This is a genomic window from Streptomyces sp. NBC_00385, assembly GCF_035917155.1.
Classification (GTDB): domain Bacteria; phylum Actinomycetota; class Actinomycetes; order Streptomycetales; family Streptomycetaceae; genus Streptomyces; species Streptomyces poriferorum.
The window spans coordinates 7,335,677-7,355,556 of record NZ_CP107951.1 but is presented as its reverse complement, the minus strand read 5'-3'; the positions used below and the strand labels follow the sequence as shown (position 1 = coordinate 7,355,556).

The following is a 19,880-nucleotide window of genomic DNA, read 5'->3' as shown; positions in this document are numbered from 1 at the left end:
TTACTTGTTCTCCTCGGTACGGGCGGTGGGAGCGGCGGGCTCGGAGCCGCCGAGCAGCAGGTAGAGCACGGCCATGCGGATCGAGACGCCGTTGGCGACCTGCTCGACGACCGTGCACCGGTCGGAGTCGGCCACCTCCGCGGTGATCTCCATGCCGCGGACCATCGGGCCGGGGTGCATGACGATGGCGTGCTCGGGCATCTTCGCCATCCGCTCGCCGTCCAGGCCGTAGCGGCGGGAGTACTCGCGCTCGGTCGGGAAGTACGCGGCGTTCATCCGCTCACGCTGCACACGAAGCATCATCACAGCGTCCGACTTCGGCAGCACCTCGTCGAGGCTGTAGCTGATGTCGCAGGGCCACTGCTCGACGCCGACGGGGACCAGGGTGGGCGGGGCCACCAGGGTGACGTGGGCGCCGAGGGTGGTCAGCAGGTGGACGTTGGAGCGGGCGACGCGGCTGTGCAGGATGTCGCCGACGATCGTGATCCGGCGGCCGTCGAGGTCCTTGCCGAGCCCGGTGTCGGGCCCGACCAGCCTGCGGCGCATGGTGAAGGCGTCCAGGAGCGCCTGGGTGGGGTGCTCGTGCGTCCCGTCGCCCGCGTTGACGACCGCGCCGTCGATCCAGCCCGAGGTGGCCAGGCGGTACGGGGCCCCGGAGGCGCCGTGCCGGATGACGACGGCGTCGGCGCCCATCGCCTCCAGGGTCAGGGCGGTGTCCTTGAGGGACTCGCCCTTGGAGACCGAGGAGCCCTTGGCGGAGAAGTTGATGACATCGGCGGACAGCCGCTTGGCGGCTGCCTCGAAGGAGATGCGGGTACGCGTCGAGTCCTCGAAGAAGAGGTTGACGACGGTACGGCCGCGCAGGGTCGGGAGCTTCTTGATCGGCCGGTCCGCGACCCTGGCCATCTCCTCGGCGGTGTCGAGGATCAGGACGGCGTCGTCGCGGGTGAGGTCGGCGGCCGAGATGAGGTGGCGCTTCATCTGGGTGTTCTCCGGGTGGCTGGAGGGTTCAGGCGTGCGGGCGTGCGGAAGCCGCCGTACGGCAGGTGGGCCGTACGGGAAGGGCAGCTATCGCTCGACCGCCGGGGCGGCCTGCTCGACCCCGAGCAGCACGGCGTCGCGGCCGTCCTCCTCGGCGAGCTGGACCTTGACCGTCTCCCGCAGCGACGTGGGGAGGTTCTTGCCGACGTAGTCGGCACGGATCGGGAGTTCGCGGTGTCCGCGGTCCACGAGGACCGCGAGCTGCACCGCACGGGGCCGGCCGATGTCGCCGAGCGCGTCGAGGGCGGCGCGGATCGTGCGGCCGGAGAAGAGGACGTCGTCGACGAGGACCACCAGACGGCCCTCGATGCCCTCGCCGGGGATCTCGGTGCGGGCCAGGGCGCGCGCGGGGCGCATCCGCAGGTCGTCGCGGTACATGGTGATGTCGAGCGAGCCGACCGGCATCTTCCGGCCGGTGATCTCTTCGAGCTTGTCGGCGAGCCGGCGGGCGAGGAAGACGCCCCGGGTCGGGATGCCGAGGAGCACCACGTCGTCGGCGCCCTTGGCGCGTTCGACGATCTCGTGGGCGATGCGGGTCAGTACTCGGGCGATGTCGGGAGCCTCGAGAACGGGGCGTGCCGCATTGCCGGTGGCGTCGTGCTGTGCGTCCATAAGAAACGGACCTCCTTCTCCGCCTCTCGGGACGGATCTTAAAGGACGTCGAAATTGCGTCATCCACGTTACCAGGGCCTGAGCAGGGCCCTTGTCCCACCCCCGGGAGGTGCCGGTCCGGACCATTCAGCTTGACGCACCCAAGTAACGCTGCGTAACCTCACAGTGAGTTACCAGCCACGCGGCGGAGCCGCACAATGTTCCAGCGTCCGGGGAGCCTTATGTCCAGCGAATACGCAAAACAGCTCGGGGCCAAGCTCCGTGCCATCCGCACCCAGCAGGGCCTCTCCCTCCACGGCGTGGAGGAGAAGTCCCAGGGCCGCTGGAAGGCCGTCGTCGTCGGCTCGTACGAGCGCGGCGACCGTGCCGTGACCGTGCAGCGCCTGGCCGAGCTGGCGGACTTCTACGGGGTCCCCGTGCAGGAGCTCCTGCCCGGCACGACGCCCGGCGGGGCCGCCGAGCCGCCGCCGAAGCTCGTGCTCCAGCTCGAGCGCCTCGCCCACGTCCCGCCGGAGAAGGCCGGACCCCTGCAGCGCTACGCGGCGACGATCCAGAGCCAGCGCGGCGACTACAACGGCAAGGTGCTCTCGATCCGCCAGGACGACCTGCGCACGCTGGCCGTGATCTACGACCAGTCGCCGTCCGTGCTCACGGAACAGCTGATCAGCTGGGGCGTCCTGGACGCCGACGCGCGCCGCGCGGTCGCTCACGACGAGGGCTGACCACCCCAGCAGAAACGTACCGCCGGGTCGGCGGGGCCCTTTCCGGGCGCCCCGCCGGACCCGGCGTTTCCGTTTTCCGGGCAGTGCGCACGGGGCGGCCCCGGACATGCCGAAGGGCCCACGGTCTCGCGACCGTGGGCCCTTCGTCGGCAGAACGCCGCCGGGGGCTACTGCTCCCGGCGCAGGTTCGGCTTGAGGTCCTTGAAACGGGCCAGCAGGCCGTTCACGAAGGACGGGGAGTCATCGGTGGAGAACTCCTTGGCGATCTGCACCGCCTCGTCGATCACCACCGCGTCGGGTGTCGCGTCCACCCAGATCAGCTCGTACGCACCGAGCCGCAGGATGTTCCGGTCGACGACCGGCATGCGGTCGATCTCCCAGTCCACGGCGTAGGTGACGATGAGGTCGTCGATCCGGTCCGCGTACTGCGCGTACCCCTCGACGAGCTCCATCGTGTACTCGGTGACCGGCGGCTGACGGGTGTCGGACCGCGAGTGCCGGACCCAGTCCGCGAGGACCGTCTGCACGGACTCACCGCGCTGGTCGGCCTCGAAGAGGATCTGGAAGGCTCGCTTGCGGGCCGTATTCCGGGCAGCCACGGTTAGCTGTTCACCCGGCCGAGGTAATCGCCCGAGCGGGTGTCGACCTTGATCTTCTCACCGGTGGTGATGAAGAGCGGAACACCGATCTCGTAGCCGGTCTCCAGCGTGGCGGGCTTGGTGCCACCGGTGGACCGGTCGCCCTGGACGCCCGGGTCCGTGTGCTGGATGGTCAGCTCGACGGCGGCCGGCAGCTCGACGTAGAGCACCTCGCCCTCGTGCTGGGCGACGGAGGCGGTGAAGCCCTCGATCAGGAAGTTGGCGGCGTCGCCGACGGACTTGCGGTCGACCATCAGCTGGTCGTACGTGTCCATGTCCATGAAGACGAAGTACTCGCCGTCCATGTACGAGAACTGCATGTCGCGCCGGTCAATGGTGGCCGTCTCGACCTTCACGCCGGCGTTGAACGTCTTGTCGACGACCTTGCCGGACAGCACGTTCTTGAGCTTGGTGCGCACGAAGGCCGGGCCCTTGCCGGGCTTGACGTGCTGGAACTCGACGACGGACCAGAGCTGGCCTCCGTCGAGCTTGAGCACCAGGCCGTTCTTGAGGTCGTTCGTGGAAGCCACGGTTGCGGAATCTCCTGGACTGAAGCTGGTGGAACGGCCAAGGATGCGCGCTAGAGCGCGAGCAGCTCCTTGGTCGTAATGGTGAGTAGCTCGGGTCCGCCGTCCGCCTCGGGGCGCACGACGAGCGTGTCATCGATCCGGACTCCGCCCCGGCCCGGGAGGTGGACCCCCGGTTCGACGGTGACCGGCACACAAGCGTCCAGTTTACCCATGGCAGCGGGTGCCAGCTGCGGGTCCTCGTCGATTTCGAGCCCCACCCCGTGCCCGGTCCAGGGTGCGAGGCCCTCACCATGCCCCGCGGAGTCCAGTACATGGCGGGCCGCACGGTCGACGTCACGGTAGGCGGCGCCGGGCACGAGAGCCTCGCGTCCGGCCCGCTGAGCGGCGAAAACCAGGTCGTAGAGCTCGATCTGCCAGTCGGCCGGAGCCGTTCCGATGACGAAGGTGCGGCCGATCTCGACCCGGTAGCCGCGGTAGTTGGCGCCGAGGCAGACGGAGAGAAAATCTCCTTCCTCGACCCGTCGGTCAGAGGGGCGGTGACGGCCCCGGCCGGAGTTGGGGCCGGTGGCGACGGATGTCGCGAAGGCGGGCCCGTCGGCGCCGTGATCCACCAGCCGGCGTTCCAGTTCGAGCGCGAGATGCCGCTCCGTGCGGCCGACGAGGATCGATTCGAGAAGTTCGCCCAGCGCCTGGTCGGTGATCTCGGCGGCGATCCGCAGGCAGCCGATCTCCTCCTCGTCCTTGACGATGCGCAGCTGCTCGACGCTGGCGCCGAGGTCGGCCAGCCGGAGCTTCGGGGCGACCGAGGCCATGGCCCGGTGCCGGGCGACCGTCAGGTCGTGCTCCTCGACGGCCAGGGACTCCGCCCCGCCCGCGGTGGCCAGATCCGCGGCGGCGACCACGGGATCACCGCCGGTCACCGACAGGAGGTCGACACGCAGCTGTTCGTCGGTGCGCCCGTCGGCCGGATCACCGGTCGGGGGGCGGGGGCAGAGCAGGACGTCCTCGTCGGGGCCGAGCAGCAGCACGGCCCCCGGGGGCGCTCCGCCCGCCAGGTAGCGGACATTGGCGGGGCGGGAGACCAGGGCGGCCGCGGATCCGACTGCGGCGCACCGGTCGCGGAGCAGCCCGCGGCGGACGGCGTACACCTCTGACATGCATCGAGCGTACGAGCGCGGGCCCGGGCCCGCGCGGTCAGCGCATCCGACCGGGGGGCGCCCGGCCCTCAGCCCCCGGTCCTCAGCCCTCGGCACCCGGCCGTCGCCCGGCGGGCCACCGGCTCACCAGGACGGAGGGCTCGCGAGGGAGCGGGCGAGTATGTCGTCCAGGACGCGCGCCGTCGTCTCCACGTCGTACGTGGAGTTGTCGATGATCGGCAGACCGGAGCCGTACCAGCCGGCCATCCGGCCGTGGATCCGGGCGACCTCCTCGTCGGAGAGACGGCGGTTGCCGCTGCGGGCGGCGTTGCGCTCCAGGACGACCTCCAGGCCCGGCAGCAGGACGACAGGGAGCAGACCGGGGCCGACGTGGCGCTTCCAGCCTCCGAGGCCGACGACGGGGCGGTCCGGGAAGACCGCGTCGTCGAGGATGCAGGAGATGCCGTTGGCGAGGAAGTTGCGGGCCGCGAAGCCGCAGGTGCGGCGGGCCAGCCGGTACTGGGCCTCGGACTGGTCGTTCCACCCGGCCTGCGGGTCGGCGAAGCCGGAGCAGACCCACTCACGGACGTCGTCGAGGCTGACGTGGGCGGTGGGGACGCGGCGGCGGGCGGCCCAGAGCTTGGCCACCGTGGTCTTCCCGGCGCCTGCCGGGCCGATCAGGAGGACGGCGAGGGTCGCGGTGCCGGTGCCGGGCCCGGCGGGCGGCACGGGCAGCGGTACGGGTCCGCCGGGCGGCAGCTGGACGTGCCCGGTGGTCTCCCTGGAGACAGGGGCCGGCGCGTGGTGCGGGGCGGGTCCGGTCCAGCCCTGGCCGCCCGGCCCCTGCGGAGCGGGTGGCGCCGGGGGCGGTGGACCCGGGTGACCGGCCGGGGGCTGGACGGGCGGGCCGGCCGGGGGCTGGACCGGCGGGCGGGCCGGGCCGGGGACCGGCGGGCCCTGGTGGCCGGGGTGCTGGGCCTGGTGCGACCAGCCGACGGGCCCGTTCCCGGGTCCCTGGGGCGGCGGCAGCGGGGCCCCCACTGCGTGCTGCATCCGGTGGCACTCCGTCTCGTACAGGCAACTGGCGCTGGTGGAACGGCAACCGTACCTTCCCCGGCCGCCATGGAGGCAACGGCCGGGGAGGGTCCACAGTGCCCGTCGGCCAGTCGGCCTTCCGGTGCTGCGGTGCGTCAGTCCGTCAGCTCGTCCGCCAGCGCGCGCAGGGCGAGCCGGTAGGAGCCGATACCGAATCCGGCCACGGTCCCGGTGGCCACGGGCGCGACCACGGAGTGGTGGCGGAATTCCTCCCGCGCGTACGGGTTCGAGATGTGCACCTCGATCAGCGGGGCGGTGCGCTGGGCCGCCGCGTCCCGCATCCCGTACGAATAGTGGGTGAAGGCGCCCGGGTTGAGAACGACCGGAATTGAACCGTCCGCTGCCTCGTGGAGCCAGCGGATCAGCTCCCCCTCGTCGTTCGTCTCGCGGACGTCGACGTCGAAGCCGAGCTCCTTGCCGAGGGTGCGGCAGGTGTCGACGAGGCCGGCGTACGAAGTGGCTCCATAGACGTCGGGCTCCCGGGAGCCGAGCCGGCCGAGGTTGGGCCCGTTGAGGACGAACACCCGGCGGGTCACGCCGAGACCTCACCGTAGGCCGCGAGCAGCACGGCCGGGTCGGGACCCTCCAGCACGGACGGCTTGCCGAGGCCGTCCAGGACGATGAAGCGCAGCAGGTTGCCGCGGGACTTCTTGTCGACCTTCATGTTCTCCAGCAGCTTGGGCCACTGGTCGCCGCGGTAGGTGAGCGGCAGTCCGACGGACTCCAGGACGGTGCGGTGCCGGTCGGCGGTGGCGTCGTCCAGGCGTCCGGCGAGGCGGCCGAGTTCGGCGGCGAAGACCATGCCGACCGAGACGGCCGCGCCGTGGCGCCACTTGTAGCGTTCGTTCTTCTCGATCGCGTGGGCCAGCGTGTGCCCGTAGTTGAGGATCTCGCGGAGCCCGGACTCCTTGAGGTCGCTGGACACGACCTCGGCCTTGACCCGGATGGCCCGCTCGATCAGCTCGGAGGTGTGCGGCCCCTGCGGCGAACGCGCGCCCTGCGGGTCCGCCTCGACGAGGTCGAGGATCACCGGGTCGGCGATGAAGCCGGCCTTGATGATCTCCGCCATGCCGGAGACGTAGTCGTTGACCGGCAGCGAGTCCAGCGCGGCCAGGTCGCAGAGCACGCCGGCCGGCGGGTGGAAGGCGCCGACGAGGTTCTTGCCCTCGGCGGTGTTGATGCCGGTCTTCCCTCCGACGGCCGCGTCGACCATGCCGAGCACGGTCGTGGGTACGGCGATCCAGCGCACCCCGCGCAGCCAGGAGGCGGCGACGAAGCCCGCGACGTCCGTGGTCGCGCCGCCGCCGATGCCGACGATGACATCGGTACGGGTGAAGCCGGTCTGGCCGAGCGCCTTCCAGCAGTAGGCGGCGACCTCGACGGTCTTGGCCTCCTCGGCGTTGGGCAGCTGGATCGCGATGGCCTCGTAGCCCTGGTCCGCGAGGTCCTGGCGGACCGCCTCGCCGGTCTCGGCGAGCGCCTCCGGGTGCAGGACCGCGACGCGCTGGGCGCGCTCACCGATGAGCGTGGGCAGCTCCGCGAGGAGTTGCCGGCCGATCAGCACCTCGTACGGGTCGGTGCCGGCGCTGCCGGCGATCTGGATACGGGTGGGGGCCTGGTCGGTCATCGTTCGGTTCTCCCGGCCGGACGGCGCGTCCGGCAGCTCCAGTGCGTCGAGGACCGCCTGGGCGACCTCTTCCGGTGTGCGCTCGTCGGTCGCGACGACCGCGCGGGCCACCTCCGTGTAGAGGTGGCGGCGGGCCTCCATGAGTTCGCGCCACTGCCGGCGCGGGTTCACGGCGAGCAGCGGGCGCGCGGTGTTGAGCCCGACCCGCTTCACCGCCTCGTCGACGTCCATCGAGAGGTAGACGACGGCGTGGTCGGCGAGCAGGGCGCGCGTCGCCTCGTCGAGGACGGCGCCCCCGCCGAGCGAGAGGACTCCCCCGTGTTCGGCGACCGCGGCCCGGACGGCCTGCCGCTCCAGCTCGCGGAAGTGCTCCTCGCCCTCGTCGTAGAAGATCTCCGAGATGGGCTTGCCGGCCTTCGCGACGACATCGGCGTCGGTGTCCCGGTAGCCGGTGCCCAGCCGGTCGGCGAGCAGCTCGCCGACCGTGGACTTGCCGACGCCCATCGGCCCGACCAGGACGATCAGCGGACCGCTCGCCGGGTCGCTCACCGGAGCGCTCATCGGATCTGGAGGTGGTCGAGGTACGACTGGACGTTGCGGTGCGTCTCGGCGACGCTGTCGCCGCCGAACTTCTCCGCGACCGCGTCGGCGAGGACGAGGGCGACCATCGCCTCGGCGACGATGCCGGCGGCCGGAACGGCACAGACATCGGAGCGCTGGTGGTGGGCCTTGGCCGGCTCACCGGTCTGCACGTCGACGGTGGCGAGCGCGCGCGGCACGGTCGCGATCGGCTTCATCGCGGCCCGGACACGCAGCAGCTCGCCGGTGGTCAGTCCGCCCTCGGTTCCGCCGGAACGGCCGGAGGCCCGCCTGATCCCGTCCTCGGTCACCAGGATCTCGTCGTGCGCCTGCGAACCCGGCACCCGGGCGAGGTCGAAGCCGTCCCCGACCTCGACTCCCTTGATGGCCTGGATGCCCATGAGCGCGGCGGCGAGGCGGGCGTCGAGGCGCCGGTCCCAGTGCACGTGCGAGCCGAGACCGACCGGCACTCCGTACGCCAGCACCTCGACCACACCGCCGAGCGTGTCACCGTCCTTGTGGGCCTGGTCGATCTCGGCGATCATCTGCTTGCTCGCGGTGGCGTCGAGGCAGCGCACCGGGTCGGCGTCCAGCTTCTCCACGTCGGAGGGCACCGGGTAGACCCCGTACGGCGCCTTGGCCGCCGCGAGTTCCACCACGTGGCTGACGATCTCGATGCCGGCCGTCTCCTTGAGGTACGACCGGGCGACGGCGCCGAGGGCGACGCGGGCCGCGGTCTCCCGGGCGCTGGCGCGCTCCAGGATCGGCCGGGCCTCGTCGAAGCCGTACTTCTGCATACCCGCGAGGTCGGCGTGACCGGGCCGGGGGCGGGTCAGCGGCGCGTTACGGGCCTGGGCGGCCAGCACCTCGGGGTCGACCGGGTCGGCCGACATGACCTGCTCCCACTTGGGCCACTCGGTGTTGCCCACCATCACGGCGACGGGCGAGCCCATGGTCAGGCCGTGCCGGACCCCGCCGAGGAAGGTCACCTCGTCCTTCTCGAACTTCATCCGGGCGCCACGCCCGTATCCGAGCCGTCGCCTGGCGAGCGCGTCCGCCACCATCTCCGTGGTGACGGGGATGCCGGCGGGAAGACCCTCCAGCGTCGCCACCAGTGCGGGGCCGTGCGACTCTCCGGCGGTCAGCCAGCGCAACCTGCTCAACGGTGCTCCTCATGCTCGCGCCTGTTAACTCCAACGGCGCGACCGGGTGCGCGGCCCTGGCCCGCCGCCCTCGATCCTCCCACGACCGGACCCTCCGGCCCGCCGCCGGTCCAGCAGACGGACGGACGGACGGGCCGGGTGTGGCTTCAGCGGGCGGCCAGGGCCTGTTCGCCGGCCTGGCGCATGGCGGCCAGCGGCGCGGGCGAACGGCCCGTCATCTGCTCGACCTGGAGGACGGCTTGGTGCACCAGGAGGTCGAGACCTCCGATGACTGCACCACCGCAGCGCTCCCAAGTAGAGGCAAGGCCAGTGGGCCAGGGCTCGTACAGCACGTCGAACAGCGTGCCGGGATGCTCCGGTACGGCGTCCATCAGTCCGTCCGTGGCACCGGCCGGGGTGGTCGCGATGATCAGCGGGGCGTGCAGCGCCTGCTCGGCCTCGGCCCAGTCAGCGATGTGCACCTCGACCCCGAGCCGCTCGCCCCAGCCCCGCATCTCGTCACCGCGCTCGCGGCTGCGGACGTAGGCCGTCACCGGTCCCGTACAGATCTGCGAGAGCGCGGCAAGAGCGGACGAGGCGGTGGCTCCGGCGCCGAGGACGGCGGCGGACTCGGCCTTCTCCACGCCGCGCTCGCGCAGGGCGGCGATCATGCCGGGGATATCCGTGTTGTCGCCGGCCCGCCCGCCGTCCTCGGTGAAGACGACCGTGTTCACGGCCTCGACGGAGGCTGCGGTCTCGCTGACGGAGTCCAGCAGCGGGATGATCGCCCGCTTCAGCGGCATCGTGAGGGAGAGCCCGGCCCAGGAGGAGTCCAGCCCCTCGACGAAGCCGGGCAGCGCCGCCTCGTCCACGTCGAACCGGTCGTACGACCAGTCGTCGAGGCCGAGTTCGGCGTACGCGGCCCGGTGCAGGACCGGGGAGAGCGAGTGGGCGATGGGCGAGCCGAGGACGGCTGCCCGGTGGCGCCGGTCAGTCGAGGCCATGCAGTTCCTTGAACTTCTCGTTGAGCTTCTCGTGCTCCGCGGCCGTCTTGGTGAACTGGGTCTTCTTCCCGTCGAGCGAGATGAAGAACATCCACCCGCCGGCAGTGGGACTCAGCGTCGCGCGCAGGGCCTCGTCCCCGGGGTTGCCGATGGGCCCGGGCGGAAGACCGGCGTGGTAGTAGGTGTTGTAGGGATCCGGGTTGGTCCGGATCTCGTTCGACCTGATCTTGATCTCGCTCTGGTTCTTGAGGTAATTGAACGCCGAGTCGAATTCGAGCTTGCGGTTGGTGGCCACGTTGTCAGGCTTCAGGCGGTTGTAGACGACCTCGGCCATCTTGCGGAAGTCGTCGTGCGTGAGGCCTTCCGCCTGGACGAGGCTGGCCACGGTGAGTACCTGCCACGGGCCGTCCAGCTTGTACTTCTTGGCGGCCGCTTCGAGGCCGAGGTCCTTGTACTCCTCGTTCGACCTGGAGACCATCTTCTCCAGAATCGCCTCGGGCTTGGTCTCCTTCGTCACCGGGTACGCGGCCGGGTAGAGGAATCCTTCCAGCGGGTCCTTGATGTCCTTGTTCCTCCCGGCCCAGTCGGGCAGGCCGAGGTCGGACTTCTTGGACTTGGCGACGGCCTGCGTCGTGCCCTTCTTGAGGCCCAGCTTCTTGTCGACCATCGCGTAGACGGCCACATTGCGGGTTCCCTCGGGAATCACCAGAAGGTTCTGGCTCTTCGGGTCGACCATCATCTTCACGGCCTCGGACGCCGACATCTCCTCGTGGAGGAGATAGACCCCCGCCTGGATCGACTTTCCCTTGGGGTTCTCGTTCTGCGCGGAGACGAACGCGTCGACGCTCTTGACGACACCGGCCTTCTTCAGGATGTTGCCGATGTCGTACCCGTACGCGCCCTTCGGGATCTCCACCTCGACGGACCCCGAGCCGCTACCCGCGTAGTCGGGCGCCGAGCCGAACTTGTCCTTGTAGAAGGAGTAGCCGAAGTAACCGACTCCGCCGAGGCCGCCGGCCAGGACGAGGGAGACGACCAGACAGGCGCAGCCGCTGCGCCCCTTCTTCTTCTTGCCCTTGCCGCGGCGCTCGCCGTCGCCGTTCCCGCGGCGGGACTCACGCGGGTCGTCGTCGTACTCGTCGTCGTCCTTGGCTTCGCCGTCGTCCGCGCCCGTGAAGAACGGGTGGGTCTCCTCCGGCTGGACCTCGGGGTCCCAGTCCGGGTTCTGCGCCGGGGCCGCTGCGGGTTCGGCCTCCCGGCGGCCCGGGGGCTGCGGCGGCGGGTACGCCTCGGGGGTGCCGTAGTAGTCATTCGTCTCGCCGTAGCCGTACGAGGCGCCGGGCTGGCCCTCGTACGGCATCGCGGCGGGCTGCTGACCGGTGTCCCAGCCGCCGTTGTAGGAAGGCTGCTGGGCGTACGGGTCCTGCTGCTGACCGTACGAGGGCTGCTGCTGGTACTGCGGCTGCTGCTGGGCGTACGGATCCTGCTGGTGCTGCTGGTGCTGCTGCTGCTGCGCGTAAGGGTCCTGCGGCTGCTGCTGATACTGCTGCTGGGCGTACGGGTCCTGCGGCTGCTGCTGGGCATACGGGTCGGGCTGTTGGCCGCCGTACTGGCTCTGGCCGTGGGCAGGCTGCTGGCCTCCCCATCCCTGGTCCCCGTACAGGGGATCCTCGGGATGCCACGGTTCGGAGCCGGGGCCCCGGCCATACTCAGTCATCGATCCCCTTGAGCCGCGAGACGAGGTTCCGTCTCTTTGCTGTGCGGTGTTTGTTCGAACACCGCCGCATCGCGCGGAACGTTACCGTATCGCGATCAGACAACCACTTCGACGCCCTCGCCGGGTGGATTGCCCGAAGCCCGTTCGGACTCCAGAGCGTTCTGGAGGATCACCACAGCGGCAGCCTGATCGATGACGGATCGGCCTTTTCTGGACTTCACGCCCGATGCGCGCAGCCCTTGACTGGCCGTCACTGTGGTCATCCTCTCGTCCACCAATCGCACCGGAATGGGTGCAACCGCGCGGGCGAGCACATCGGTGAACGCGCGGACCTTGGCCGCGGCCGGGCCCTCACCGCCGCCCAGGGAGCGGGGCAGACCGACGATGACCTCGATCGGCTCGTACTCCGCGACGATCTGCCCGAGCCGCCGGTGGGCGGCCGGGACGTCGCGTCCCGGCACGGTCTCCACCGGCGTGGCAAGGATCCCGTCGGGGTCGCACGAGGCGACCCCGATGCGGGCGTCCCCGACGTCGATCGCCAGCCGGCGACCGCGGCGCATCGTCATGTCCGGCGTCACGCCGTCTCGGTGACGAGGCGTTCGACAGCGGCGACGGCGTCGCCGATGGCGTCCGGGTTCTGGCCGCCGCCCTGGGCGACGTCCGGCTTGCCGCCGCCACCGCCGCCGAGCGTCTTGGCGGCGGTACGGACCAGGTCACCGGCCTTGAGACCGCGCTCGCGGGCGGCCTCGTTGGTGGCGATGACGGTGAGCGGGCGCCCGTTGGCCGTGGTGAACAGGGCCACGACGGCCGGCCGGCCGCCCTGGATGCGCCCGCGGACGTCGAGGACGAGCTTGCGCAGGTCGTCGGCCGAGGTGCCGTCCGGCACCTGGCCGGTGACCAGGGCGACGCCCCGTACGTCCTTGGCGGAGTCGACCAGCCCGGCGGCGGCCGCCAGGACCTTCTCCGCGCGGAACTTCTCGATCTCCTTCTCGGCGTCCTTCAGCTTGCCGAGCATGGAGGCGATCTTCTCCGGGAGCTCCTCGGGGCGGCCCTTGACCAGCTCCTGGAGCTGGGCGACGACCGTGTGCTCCTTGGCGAGGAAGTTGTACGCGTCGACGCCGACGAGTGCCTCGATACGGCGCACACCGGAGCCGATGGACGACTCGCCGAGCAGCTTCACCAGGCCGAGCTGGGCCGTGTTGCCGACGTGCGTACCACCGCACAGCTCCTTGGAGAAGTCGCCGATGGTGACGACGCGGACCCGCTCGCCGTACTTCTCGCCGAACTCGGCGATGGCGCCCTGCTTCTTCGCCTCGTCGATCGACATGACCTCGGCCTGGACGTCGAGCTCCCGCGACAGGACCTCGTTGATCTTCTGCTCGACGTCGACGAGGACCGTGCCGGGTACGGCGGCGGGCGAACCGAAGTCGAAGCGGAAGCGGCCCGGGGAGTTCTCCGAACCGGCCTGGGCGGCCGTCGGTCCGAGCGCGTCGCGCAGCGCCTGGTGCGTGAGGTGGGTGGCGCTGTGGGCGCGGGCGATGGCGCGCCGGCGGGTGTTGTCGATGGCGGCGAAGGCGGGGGCGCCGACCGTCACCTCGCCGACCTGGACCGAGCCCTTGTGCACGGAGACGCCGGGGACCGGCTGCTGGACGTCGCGCACCTGGATCACGGCGCCGTTGTCGAGCCGGATCCGGCCCTGGTCGGCGAGCTGGCCGCCGCCCTCGGCGTAGAACGGGGTTCGGTCCAGGACGACCTCGACCTCGTCGCCCTCGGAGGCGGCGGGCGAGGAGACGCCGTCGACGAGGAGACCGACGATGGTCGACTCGCCCTCGGTGGAGAGGTAGCCGGTGAACTCGGTGACGCCCGAGTTGTCCGCGACCTCGCGGTAGGCGGAGAGGTCCGCGTGACCGGTCTTCTTGGCCCTGGCGTCGGCCTTCGCCTTGTCCCGCTGCTCCTGCATGAGGCGGCGGAAGCCGTCCTCGTCCACGGAGAGGCCCTGCTCCGCGGCCATCTCCAGGGTGAGGTCGATCGGGAAGCCCCAGGTGTCGTGGAGCAGGAACGCCTTGTCACCGGCGAGGACCTGGCCGCCGGCGGCCTTGGTCTCCGTGACGGCGGTCTCCAGGATGTTGGTGCCGCCCTTGAGGGCCTTGAGGAAGGCGGCTTCCTCGGCGAGCGCGACGGTCTCGATGCGCTTGCGGTCGGTGATCAGCTCGGGGTACTGCTGCCCCATCGTGTTGATCACGACGTCGACCAGCTCGTTCACGACCGAACCGGTGGCGCCCATCAGCCGCATGTTGCGGATGGCCCGGCGCATGATGCGGCGCAGCACGTAGCCGCGGCCCTCGTTGCCGGGGGTGACGCCGTCGCCGATGAGCATGACGGAGGTACGGATGTGGTCGGCGACCACGCGCAGCGAGACGTCCGTGCCGGCGGCGGCGCCGTAGCGGACCCCGGTGAGCTCGGTGGCCTTGTCCATGACGACGCGCAGGGTGTCGGTCTCGTACATGTTCTGTACGCCCTGCAGGATCATCGCAAGGCGTTCGAGGCCGAGCCCGGTGTCGATGTTCTTGGAGGGCAGGTCGCCGAGGATCGGGAAGTCGTCCTTGCCGTCGCCGGCGCCGCGCTCGTACTGCATGAAGACCAGGTTCCAGATCTCCACGTACCGCTCGTCGTTGACGGCCGGGCCGCCTTCGACGCCGAACTCGGGGCCGCGGTCGTAGTTGATCTCGGAACAGGGGCCGCAGGGGCCGGGAACGCCCATGGACCAGAAGTTGTCCTTCTTGCCGAGGCGCTGGATGCGCTCGGCCGGGACACCGATCTTGTCGCGCCAGATCTGCTCGGCCTCGTCGTCGTCGAGGTAGACCGTGATCCACAGCCGCTCGGGGTCGAGACCGAAGCCGCCGTCCGCCACGGAGCTGGTCAGCAGCTCCCAGGCGTACTCGATGGCGCCTTCCTTGAAGTAGTCACCGAAGGAGAAGTTCCCGCACATCTGAAAGAACGTGCCGTGCCGGGTGGTCTTGCCGACCTCCTCGATGTCCGGTGTACGGACGCACTTCTGCACGCTGGTGACGCGGGGTGCGGGCGGCTTGACCTCGCCCAGGAAGTACGGCTTGAAGGGCACCATGCCGGCCGGGACCAGCAGCAGAGTCGGGTCGTCCGCGATGAGCGACGCCGAAGGGACGACGGTGTGACCGCGCTCCTCGTAGAAGCTCAGCCAGCGGCGGCGGATTTCTGCCGACTCCATCAGTGGTCCTCATTCCGGTTGTACGAGTTGTAGGTGCGTGACGTGGGGGGAAGTCTGCGGGGCGCCTCGGGCTCGGCCGCCTCGACGGCGAAGTGGCGCTGCACGGGGAGATCGGGGTCGACGGGGGCTTCGAGCCCGAGCGCCTCGCCCAGTTCGGCCTCGCGTCTGGCCATGCCCTCGCGGACGTCCAGGGCGAAGTCCTTGAGCTTGTGACCGGCCACGAGCGCCTTGTCGGCGGCCTGCGCCGCGAGGCTCTCGGGGGTCAGCTGCTTGATCTTCCGGTTGACCTTGGCGGTGGCCCAGACGCCGGCGGCTGCGCCGGCGGTGAACCAGAACGTACGGCGGAACATCGCTGCGTCAGTCCTTCGATCCGCGGGAGTTTCTGCCGTTGCGCTTCCTGCCACGCGCGGACGGCACGGTCCGGCCGACGATCACCGAGCGCCGGGAGCGCGCTTCCGGTTCGGGGCTCGCCTTGCGGCCGATGGCCTGCCGGACCCCGTAGCCGAACGCCGCGACCTTGACCAGCGGGCCGCCGAAGGTGGAGGCGACGGTGGTGGAGAGGGCCGAGGCGTTGGAGGTGACTTCCTGGACGTCCGTCGCGATCGCGTCGACCTTGTCGAGCTGGGTCTGCGCGGATCGTACGGTCGCGGAGGCGTCGGCGAGCAGCGGGACGGCCTGTTCGGTCACGTCCGCCACGAGTTTCGTGGTCGCCCTGAGCGTCTGGGCGAGCCTCACCAGTACGACGGCGAGGAACGAAACCAGGATCGCCCAGAAGACGGCCACCAGGATCCCGGCCACCTCACCACCGGACACAGTGCACCGCTCTCTGGCTTGTCGTCTGTCTGTCTTGTTTCCTGCTGTTCGGCGGGGCCGTCGCGGCGGCCGGTCGCCGTGCCCCGAGCCTATCGCGCCGGGGCTCGCGCCCTGTACCGCATGACCGGTCGGCCGGGCGGGAGTTCCGGCAACGAGATTGTACGGAGCGCTTTCGGGCCAGTACTCTGCGTGTTTCATGCGACGCACTCAGCGCCCCTTTCCGTCCTCCGACGATCCCGGCCCCCCGACCGCCTCCCCCGGGGCTGCGACGCCCCGCCACCCGGGCAATCTGCCGGCGGAGCTGAACAGATTCGTGGGTCGCGACAGAGAGCTGGCCGATGTCGCCGGGCTGCTGGAGGAGTCGCGGCTCGTCACCGTCGTCGGGGTGGGCGGCGTCGGCAAGTCCCGGCTGGTCACCAGAGTGGCGGCGCTCCTGGAGAAACGGTACTGCGACGGCGTCTGGCTGGTGGAGCTGTCGGCGGTCCACGACGCGGCGCTGCTGGAGCACGCCCTGGTCGACGCGCTGGGCCTCACGGACCATACGAGCAGGCCGCCCCGCTCGACACTCCTCGAACACTGTGCCGAGCGCCGGCTCCTGCTGGTGATCGACGGTTTCGAGCATCTGGTCGACGCCTGTGCGGAGTTGGTACGGGATCTGCTGCGCCGCGCACCGGGGCTGCGGGTACTGGCCGCGGGCCGGCTGCCGCTGGACCTCGACGGCGAGAGCGGCTACCCGCTCGCGACGATGCGCGACGAGGACGCGTTGCTGCTCTTCGCCGAGCGGGCCGCCTCGGTGCAGCCTGATTTCCGGCTCTCGGAGCACAGCCGGGGGGCCGCCCTGGAGCTGTGCAGGCGCCTCGACGGCATTCCGCTCGCGCTGGAACTGGCCGCCGGCCGGCTGCGGGCGCTGTCGACGGAGCAGGTGCTGCAGCGGCTGGACGACCGGTTCCGGCTGCTGACCGGTGGCAGCCGCAGTGCGCTCGGCCGCCACCAGACGCTCCGCACGGCCATCGGCTGGAGTCATGAGCTCTGTGCGCCCGAGCAGCGGCTGCTGTGGGCACGGCTGTCCGTCTTCGCGGGGCAGTTCGACCTGGAGGCGGCCGAGTACATCTGCAGCGGTCCCGATCTGCCGGCCGACTCGGTGCTGGACGTGCTGTCCGGGCTGCTGGCGCAGTCCGTGGTCCTGCGCGAGGAGTCGGCCGTGGGCGCCCGCTACCGGATGCTGGACACGGTGCGGGAGTACGGCTCCGAGTGGCTCGCGGCCACGGGTGACACGGACCGGCTGCGCCGCCGTCACCGGGACTGGTTCCTGGGGCTGGCGACCTGGTGCGAGCTCGACTGGTTCAGCCCGCGGCAGGCGGAGGTGGCCGCCCGGGTGGAGAGCGAGCTGCCGAACCTGCGGCGGGCCATGGAGTGTTCGCTGGAGAGCCCCGAGGAAGCTCACCTCGCCCAGTACCTGGCGGGCACGCTCTGGTTCCTGTGGGTCGGCTGCGGACGCCTCTCGGAGGGCCGGCACTGGCTGGAACACGTACGGGAGGAGGAGACGCCGTACGACACCTCGCGGCTCAAGGCGCTGTGGGTGCTCGGCTACGTCGCGGTCCTCCAGGGCGATCCGGTGGGCGCGATCTCCGCGCTGACGGAGTGCCGGGAGGAGGCGGATCTGGCGGGGGACGCGGTGGCGTCGGCGTACGCGGTGCACCGCACGGGCTGCCTGGCCCTGGTCACGGACGACATGGCACGCGCACACGAACTGCTGCAGGAGGCGCTCGGCCGCTACCGGGAGCTCGGCGAACTGAACAGCAACGTGCTGATGGCCCAGATCGAACTGGCCATGACGGTCGGGTTCCAGGGCGATCTGGACGGCGCGGTCGTGATCTGCGAAGAGGTACGGGAGATCTGCGAGGACCACGGGGAGCGGTGGGCGCTCAGTTACGCGCTGTACGTCCTGGGCTTCGCGGCGCTGCAGCGGGGCCGGCCCGCCCGGGCCCGCGAGCTGCTCGGGGAGTCGCTGGCCATCAGCCACACGTTCCATGACCGCCTGGGCACCGTGCTCACCCTGGAGCTGCTGGCGCTCGTGACGGTGGTCGAGGGCGACCCGGCGGAGGCGGCTCTGCTGCAGGGGGCCGCCGACCGGATCTGGCCGTCGGTGGGGCTGCCGCTGTTCGGCTCGGCGCACTACGGCGGCCCCCGGGCCCGGTGCGAGGAGCTGGCCCGCCACGAGCTGGGCGAGGCCTTGTACGCGTCGGAGCGGAGCGCGGGTGCCGGGCTGGGCATCGACGCGGTGGTGGCCAGGGCCCTGTCGGGCAGGCCCGGCGAGTCCCGGCCGCAGCCGCCGGGGCAGCCGTCCCCGGCCGGGACAACGCGAAAGCCCGCCGCCTCCCCGATCGGAGAGGGGCGGGCCTGAGCGCCGGTGTTGAGCGGCTACGCCTGAATCAGCGGGCGTAGTACTCGACGACGAGCTGCTCGTCGCAGATCACGGGGATTTCCTTGCGGTTCGGGTCCCGGTCAAGGCGGAAGGCCAGGGCCTTCAGGTTCACCTGCAGGTAGCGCGGGGTCTCACCGTCGGTGTCGTAACCACCCTCGCGGGCCACCTGGAAGGGGTACTTCTCGCGGCTGCGCTCGCGGACCATCACGATGTCGTCCGGACGGACACGGAACGACGGCTTGTCGACCTTGCCACCGTTGACCTCGATGTGGCCGTGGACGACCATCTGGCGCGCCTGGTAGATCGTCTTGGCGATACCGGAACGCAGGACCAGCGCGTCGAGGCGGCGCTCGAGCTCGACGACCAGCGCCTCGCCCGTCTTGCCTTCGGCCTTCTTGGCGCGGTCGTAGGCACGCGCCATCTGGCGCTCGCTGATGTCGTACTGGGCGCGCAGACGCTGCTTCTCGAGCAGACGGACCTTGTAGTCCGAGTTCTGCTTGCGGCCACGGCCGTGCTCGCCCGGCGGGTAGGGGCGGGCCTCGAAGTACTTGACGGCCTTCGGCGTCAGCGCAATGCCGAGCGCGCGGCTCTTCTTGACCTTGGGACGCGACTGATTAGGCACGTTCTCCAGACCTCCGTTGTAGGTTAGGTTAGGCTCACCTTACTCAAGGAGATCGCATGTCTCGCCCTGGGAACACCACACACGTCACGGACAGCACAGACAGCGGCAGCACACAGAAAAGTGCTGCTACGACGGAAGGCCGATCTGATCGTGGTCAGCCGCGTCCCAGCGGGCTTGAAAACACACGGATGCCGTCAGCAGCCGAGCGCACACGAACTCTCGTACAGAGTACCTGCTCCGCGGTGCTGCTCATCCCCGGGCTGGAGACAGCGGGCTCGGACCAGCTGATGCCGCTGTCCCGGACCGTGGGTCCGGACGGTGACCTCTTCCTCGAATTCCCCGCTGACTCCCCGGCTGTGCGGGCCGCGACGCACGCCCAGGACGACGAGCTGGCGGCCGTGCTGGAGATCACGGACGTCGCTCCGGTCTCCGTCCCGCACCGCATCCGCGGCCGGGCCCGCGTCTGCGGATGGCTCACGTCCGTACCCGGAATGGCCGGCCCCGGCCGGATGCTGCTGCGGCTGGAGACGGGCGAGGCCCACGTCGAGGACCTGTGGGGTGCGGAGGCGGTCGAGCCCGAGGAGCTGCGGGACGCGGCCACCGACCCTCTCGCCGCCCACGAGGCGGAGCTGCTGCAGCATCTGCACGCGGCCCACGGCGAACGGCTGGGAACGCTGTGCGAACTCCTCGGCGACCGGTCCGCGGCCGGGACCGGGAGCCGGCCCTCCGTCGTGCCGGTCGCACTGGACCGTCTCGGACTGCGGGTCCGCTTCTTCGAGCGGAACGGGCCCTGCTTCGACGCCCGCTTCGAGTTCCCCGAGCCGGTGCGCGACATGACGGAGCTGCGCCACGCCATGCGCACCCTCTTCGATGCGGCCGCCCACTGAGCCCCGCCCGTCCGGAGCACCGTCGCGGCGGGGCACCGGGACCCGG

At 70.8% G+C, this 19,880-nt stretch carries 18 protein-coding genes and 1 pseudogene; 3 read left to right on the top strand and 16 right to left on the bottom strand.

The genetic code is table 11. From position 1 onward, the window contains the following. The gene (locus tag OG959_RS32835) at positions 1-981 is read right to left on the bottom strand and encodes an aspartate carbamoyltransferase catalytic subunit (RefSeq protein WP_326664320.1); all 981 of its coding nucleotides are present in this window, start codon (positions 979-981) and stop codon (positions 1-3) included. An 87-nt stretch (positions 982-1,068) separates the two neighbouring features. Then, on the bottom strand, positions 1,069-1,653 hold the full coding sequence (gene pyrR, locus OG959_RS32830) for a bifunctional pyr operon transcriptional regulator/uracil phosphoribosyltransferase PyrR (protein WP_148016313.1): 585 nt from the start codon (positions 1,651-1,653) through the stop codon (positions 1,069-1,071). 221 nt (positions 1,654-1,874) lie between these two features. Here pyrR and bldD point away from each other — a divergent pair, with 221 nt between their 5' ends. Further along, positions 1,875-2,375, top strand: coding sequence for a transcriptional regulator BldD (bldD, locus tag OG959_RS32825; RefSeq protein ID WP_018103903.1), 501 nt, complete (start codon positions 1,875-1,877; stop codon positions 2,373-2,375). Between the two features lie 167 nt (positions 2,376-2,542). Here the strand turns inward: bldD and nusB are convergent, their stop codons facing one another. The 13 genes from nusB to OG959_RS32760 form a co-directional block, all read right to left on the bottom strand. Beyond that, positions 2,543-2,974, bottom strand: a complete 432-nt coding sequence (nusB, locus tag OG959_RS32820; RefSeq protein ID WP_024490948.1) for a transcription antitermination factor NusB — start codon at positions 2,972-2,974, stop codon at positions 2,543-2,545. 2 nt (positions 2,975-2,976) lie between these two features. Further along, positions 2,977-3,543: an elongation factor P gene (efp, locus tag OG959_RS32815; RefSeq protein WP_014157376.1), complete on the bottom strand. Its 567-nt coding sequence runs from the start codon at positions 3,541-3,543 to the stop codon at positions 2,977-2,979. Positions 3,544-3,593: 50 nt separating this feature from the next. Continuing rightward, positions 3,594-4,700, bottom strand: coding sequence for an aminopeptidase P family protein (locus OG959_RS32810; protein ID WP_326664316.1), 1,107 nt, complete (start codon positions 4,698-4,700; stop codon positions 3,594-3,596). 123 nt (positions 4,701-4,823) lie between these two features. Next, complete coding sequence (locus tag OG959_RS32805) at positions 4,824-5,732, bottom strand: Pro-rich N-terminal domain-containing protein (protein ID WP_326664314.1); 909 nt, start codon at positions 5,730-5,732, stop codon at positions 4,824-4,826. Positions 5,733-5,869: 137 nt separating this feature from the next. Further along, the gene (gene aroQ / locus OG959_RS32800; protein ID WP_136327435.1) at positions 5,870-6,310 is read right to left on the bottom strand and encodes a type II 3-dehydroquinate dehydratase; all 441 of its coding nucleotides are present in this window, start codon (positions 6,308-6,310) and stop codon (positions 5,870-5,872) included. After that, positions 6,307-7,905 carry a 3-dehydroquinate synthase gene (aroB, locus tag OG959_RS32795; protein WP_326666779.1) on the bottom strand — a complete coding sequence of 533 codons (1,599 nt, stop codon included), beginning with the start codon at positions 7,903-7,905 and terminating at the stop codon, positions 6,307-6,309. The genes aroQ and aroB overlap by 4 nt, the downstream gene beginning before the upstream one ends. A 53-nt stretch (positions 7,906-7,958) precedes the next feature. Continuing rightward, positions 7,959-9,143: a chorismate synthase gene (gene aroC / locus OG959_RS32790; protein WP_326664310.1), complete on the bottom strand. Its 1,185-nt coding sequence runs from the start codon at positions 9,141-9,143 to the stop codon at positions 7,959-7,961. Between the two features lie 146 nt (positions 9,144-9,289). Then, on the bottom strand, positions 9,290-10,126 hold the full coding sequence (locus OG959_RS32785; RefSeq protein WP_326664308.1) for a shikimate dehydrogenase: 837 nt from the start codon (positions 10,124-10,126) through the stop codon (positions 9,290-9,292). Then, the gene (mltG, locus tag OG959_RS32780) at positions 10,113-11,843 is read right to left on the bottom strand and encodes an endolytic transglycosylase MltG (RefSeq protein ID WP_326664306.1); all 1,731 of its coding nucleotides are present in this window, start codon (positions 11,841-11,843) and stop codon (positions 10,113-10,115) included. Before mltG ends, OG959_RS32785 begins: the two co-directional genes overlap by 14 nt. A 95-nt stretch (positions 11,844-11,938) precedes the next feature. Further along, on the bottom strand, positions 11,939-12,403 hold the full coding sequence (ruvX, locus tag OG959_RS32775; protein WP_442805762.1) for a Holliday junction resolvase RuvX: 465 nt from the start codon (positions 12,401-12,403) through the stop codon (positions 11,939-11,941). Between the two features lie 14 nt (positions 12,404-12,417). Beyond that, complete coding sequence (gene alaS, locus OG959_RS32770) at positions 12,418-15,087, bottom strand: alanine--tRNA ligase (protein WP_326664304.1); 2,670 nt, start codon at positions 15,085-15,087, stop codon at positions 12,418-12,420. Beyond that, positions 15,087-15,437 carry a DUF6167 family protein gene (locus OG959_RS32765; RefSeq protein ID WP_326664302.1) on the bottom strand — a complete coding sequence of 117 codons (351 nt, stop codon included), beginning with the start codon at positions 15,435-15,437 and terminating at the stop codon, positions 15,087-15,089. Before OG959_RS32765 ends, alaS begins: the two co-directional genes overlap by 1 nt. A 7-nt stretch (positions 15,438-15,444) precedes the next feature. After that, complete coding sequence (locus tag OG959_RS32760) at positions 15,445-15,885, bottom strand: DUF948 domain-containing protein (protein ID WP_326666777.1); 441 nt, start codon at positions 15,883-15,885, stop codon at positions 15,445-15,447. Positions 15,886-16,096: 211 nt separating this feature from the next. Between OG959_RS32760 and OG959_RS32755 the strand changes: the two are divergent. Beyond that, positions 16,097-18,317: pseudogene (locus OG959_RS32755) on the top strand (ATP-binding protein). 15 nt (positions 18,318-18,332) lie between these two features. Here OG959_RS32755 and rpsD read toward each other — a convergent pair. Beyond that, a complete protein-coding gene (gene rpsD / locus OG959_RS32750; protein WP_136327444.1) occupies positions 18,333-18,947 on the bottom strand; it encodes a 30S ribosomal protein S4 in 615 nt (204 codons plus the stop codon). A 188-nt stretch (positions 18,948-19,135) separates the two neighbouring features. Between rpsD and OG959_RS32745 the strand changes: the two genes are divergently transcribed. Then, on the top strand, positions 19,136-19,834 hold the full coding sequence (locus OG959_RS32745; RefSeq protein ID WP_326664300.1) for a DUF2470 domain-containing protein: 699 nt from the start codon (positions 19,136-19,138) through the stop codon (positions 19,832-19,834). Positions 19,835-19,880 lie beyond the last annotated feature (46 nt).

Bases quoted from the DNA above. Each gene is read 5' to 3' on its own strand.
- bldD (WP_018103903.1), top strand. From the start codon at position 1,875: ATGTCCAGCGAATACGCAAAACAGCTCGGGGCCAAGCTCCGTGCCATC.
- ruvX (WP_442805762.1), bottom strand. From the start codon at position 12,403: ATGCGCCGCGGTCGCCGGCTGGCGATCGACGTCGGGGACGCCCGCATC.
- aroB (WP_326666779.1), bottom strand. From the start codon at position 7,905: ATGGGCGTCGGCAAGTCCACGGTCGGCGAGCTGCTCGCCGACCGGCTG.
- OG959_RS32835 (WP_326664320.1), bottom strand. From the start codon at position 981: ATGAAGCGCCACCTCATCTCGGCCGCCGACCTCACCCGCGACGACGCC.
- OG959_RS32745 (WP_326664300.1), top strand. From the start codon at position 19,136: ATGCCGTCAGCAGCCGAGCGCACACGAACTCTCGTACAGAGTACCTGC.
- OG959_RS32805 (WP_326664314.1), bottom strand. From the start codon at position 5,732: ATGCAGCACGCAGTGGGGGCCCCGCTGCCGCCGCCCCAGGGACCCGGG.
- OG959_RS32765 (WP_326664302.1), bottom strand. From the start codon at position 15,437: ATGTTCCGCCGTACGTTCTGGTTCACCGCCGGCGCAGCCGCCGGCGTC.
- OG959_RS32810 (WP_326664316.1), bottom strand. From the start codon at position 4,700: ATGTCAGAGGTGTACGCCGTCCGCCGCGGGCTGCTCCGCGACCGGTGC.
- OG959_RS32785 (WP_326664308.1), bottom strand. From the start codon at position 10,126: ATGGCCTCGACTGACCGGCGCCACCGGGCAGCCGTCCTCGGCTCGCCC.
- alaS (WP_326664304.1), bottom strand. From the start codon at position 15,087: ATGGAGTCGGCAGAAATCCGCCGCCGCTGGCTGAGCTTCTACGAGGAG.
- mltG (WP_326664306.1), bottom strand. From the start codon at position 11,843: ATGACTGAGTATGGCCGGGGCCCCGGCTCCGAACCGTGGCATCCCGAG.
- pyrR (WP_148016313.1), bottom strand. From the start codon at position 1,653: ATGGACGCACAGCACGACGCCACCGGCAATGCGGCACGCCCCGTTCTC.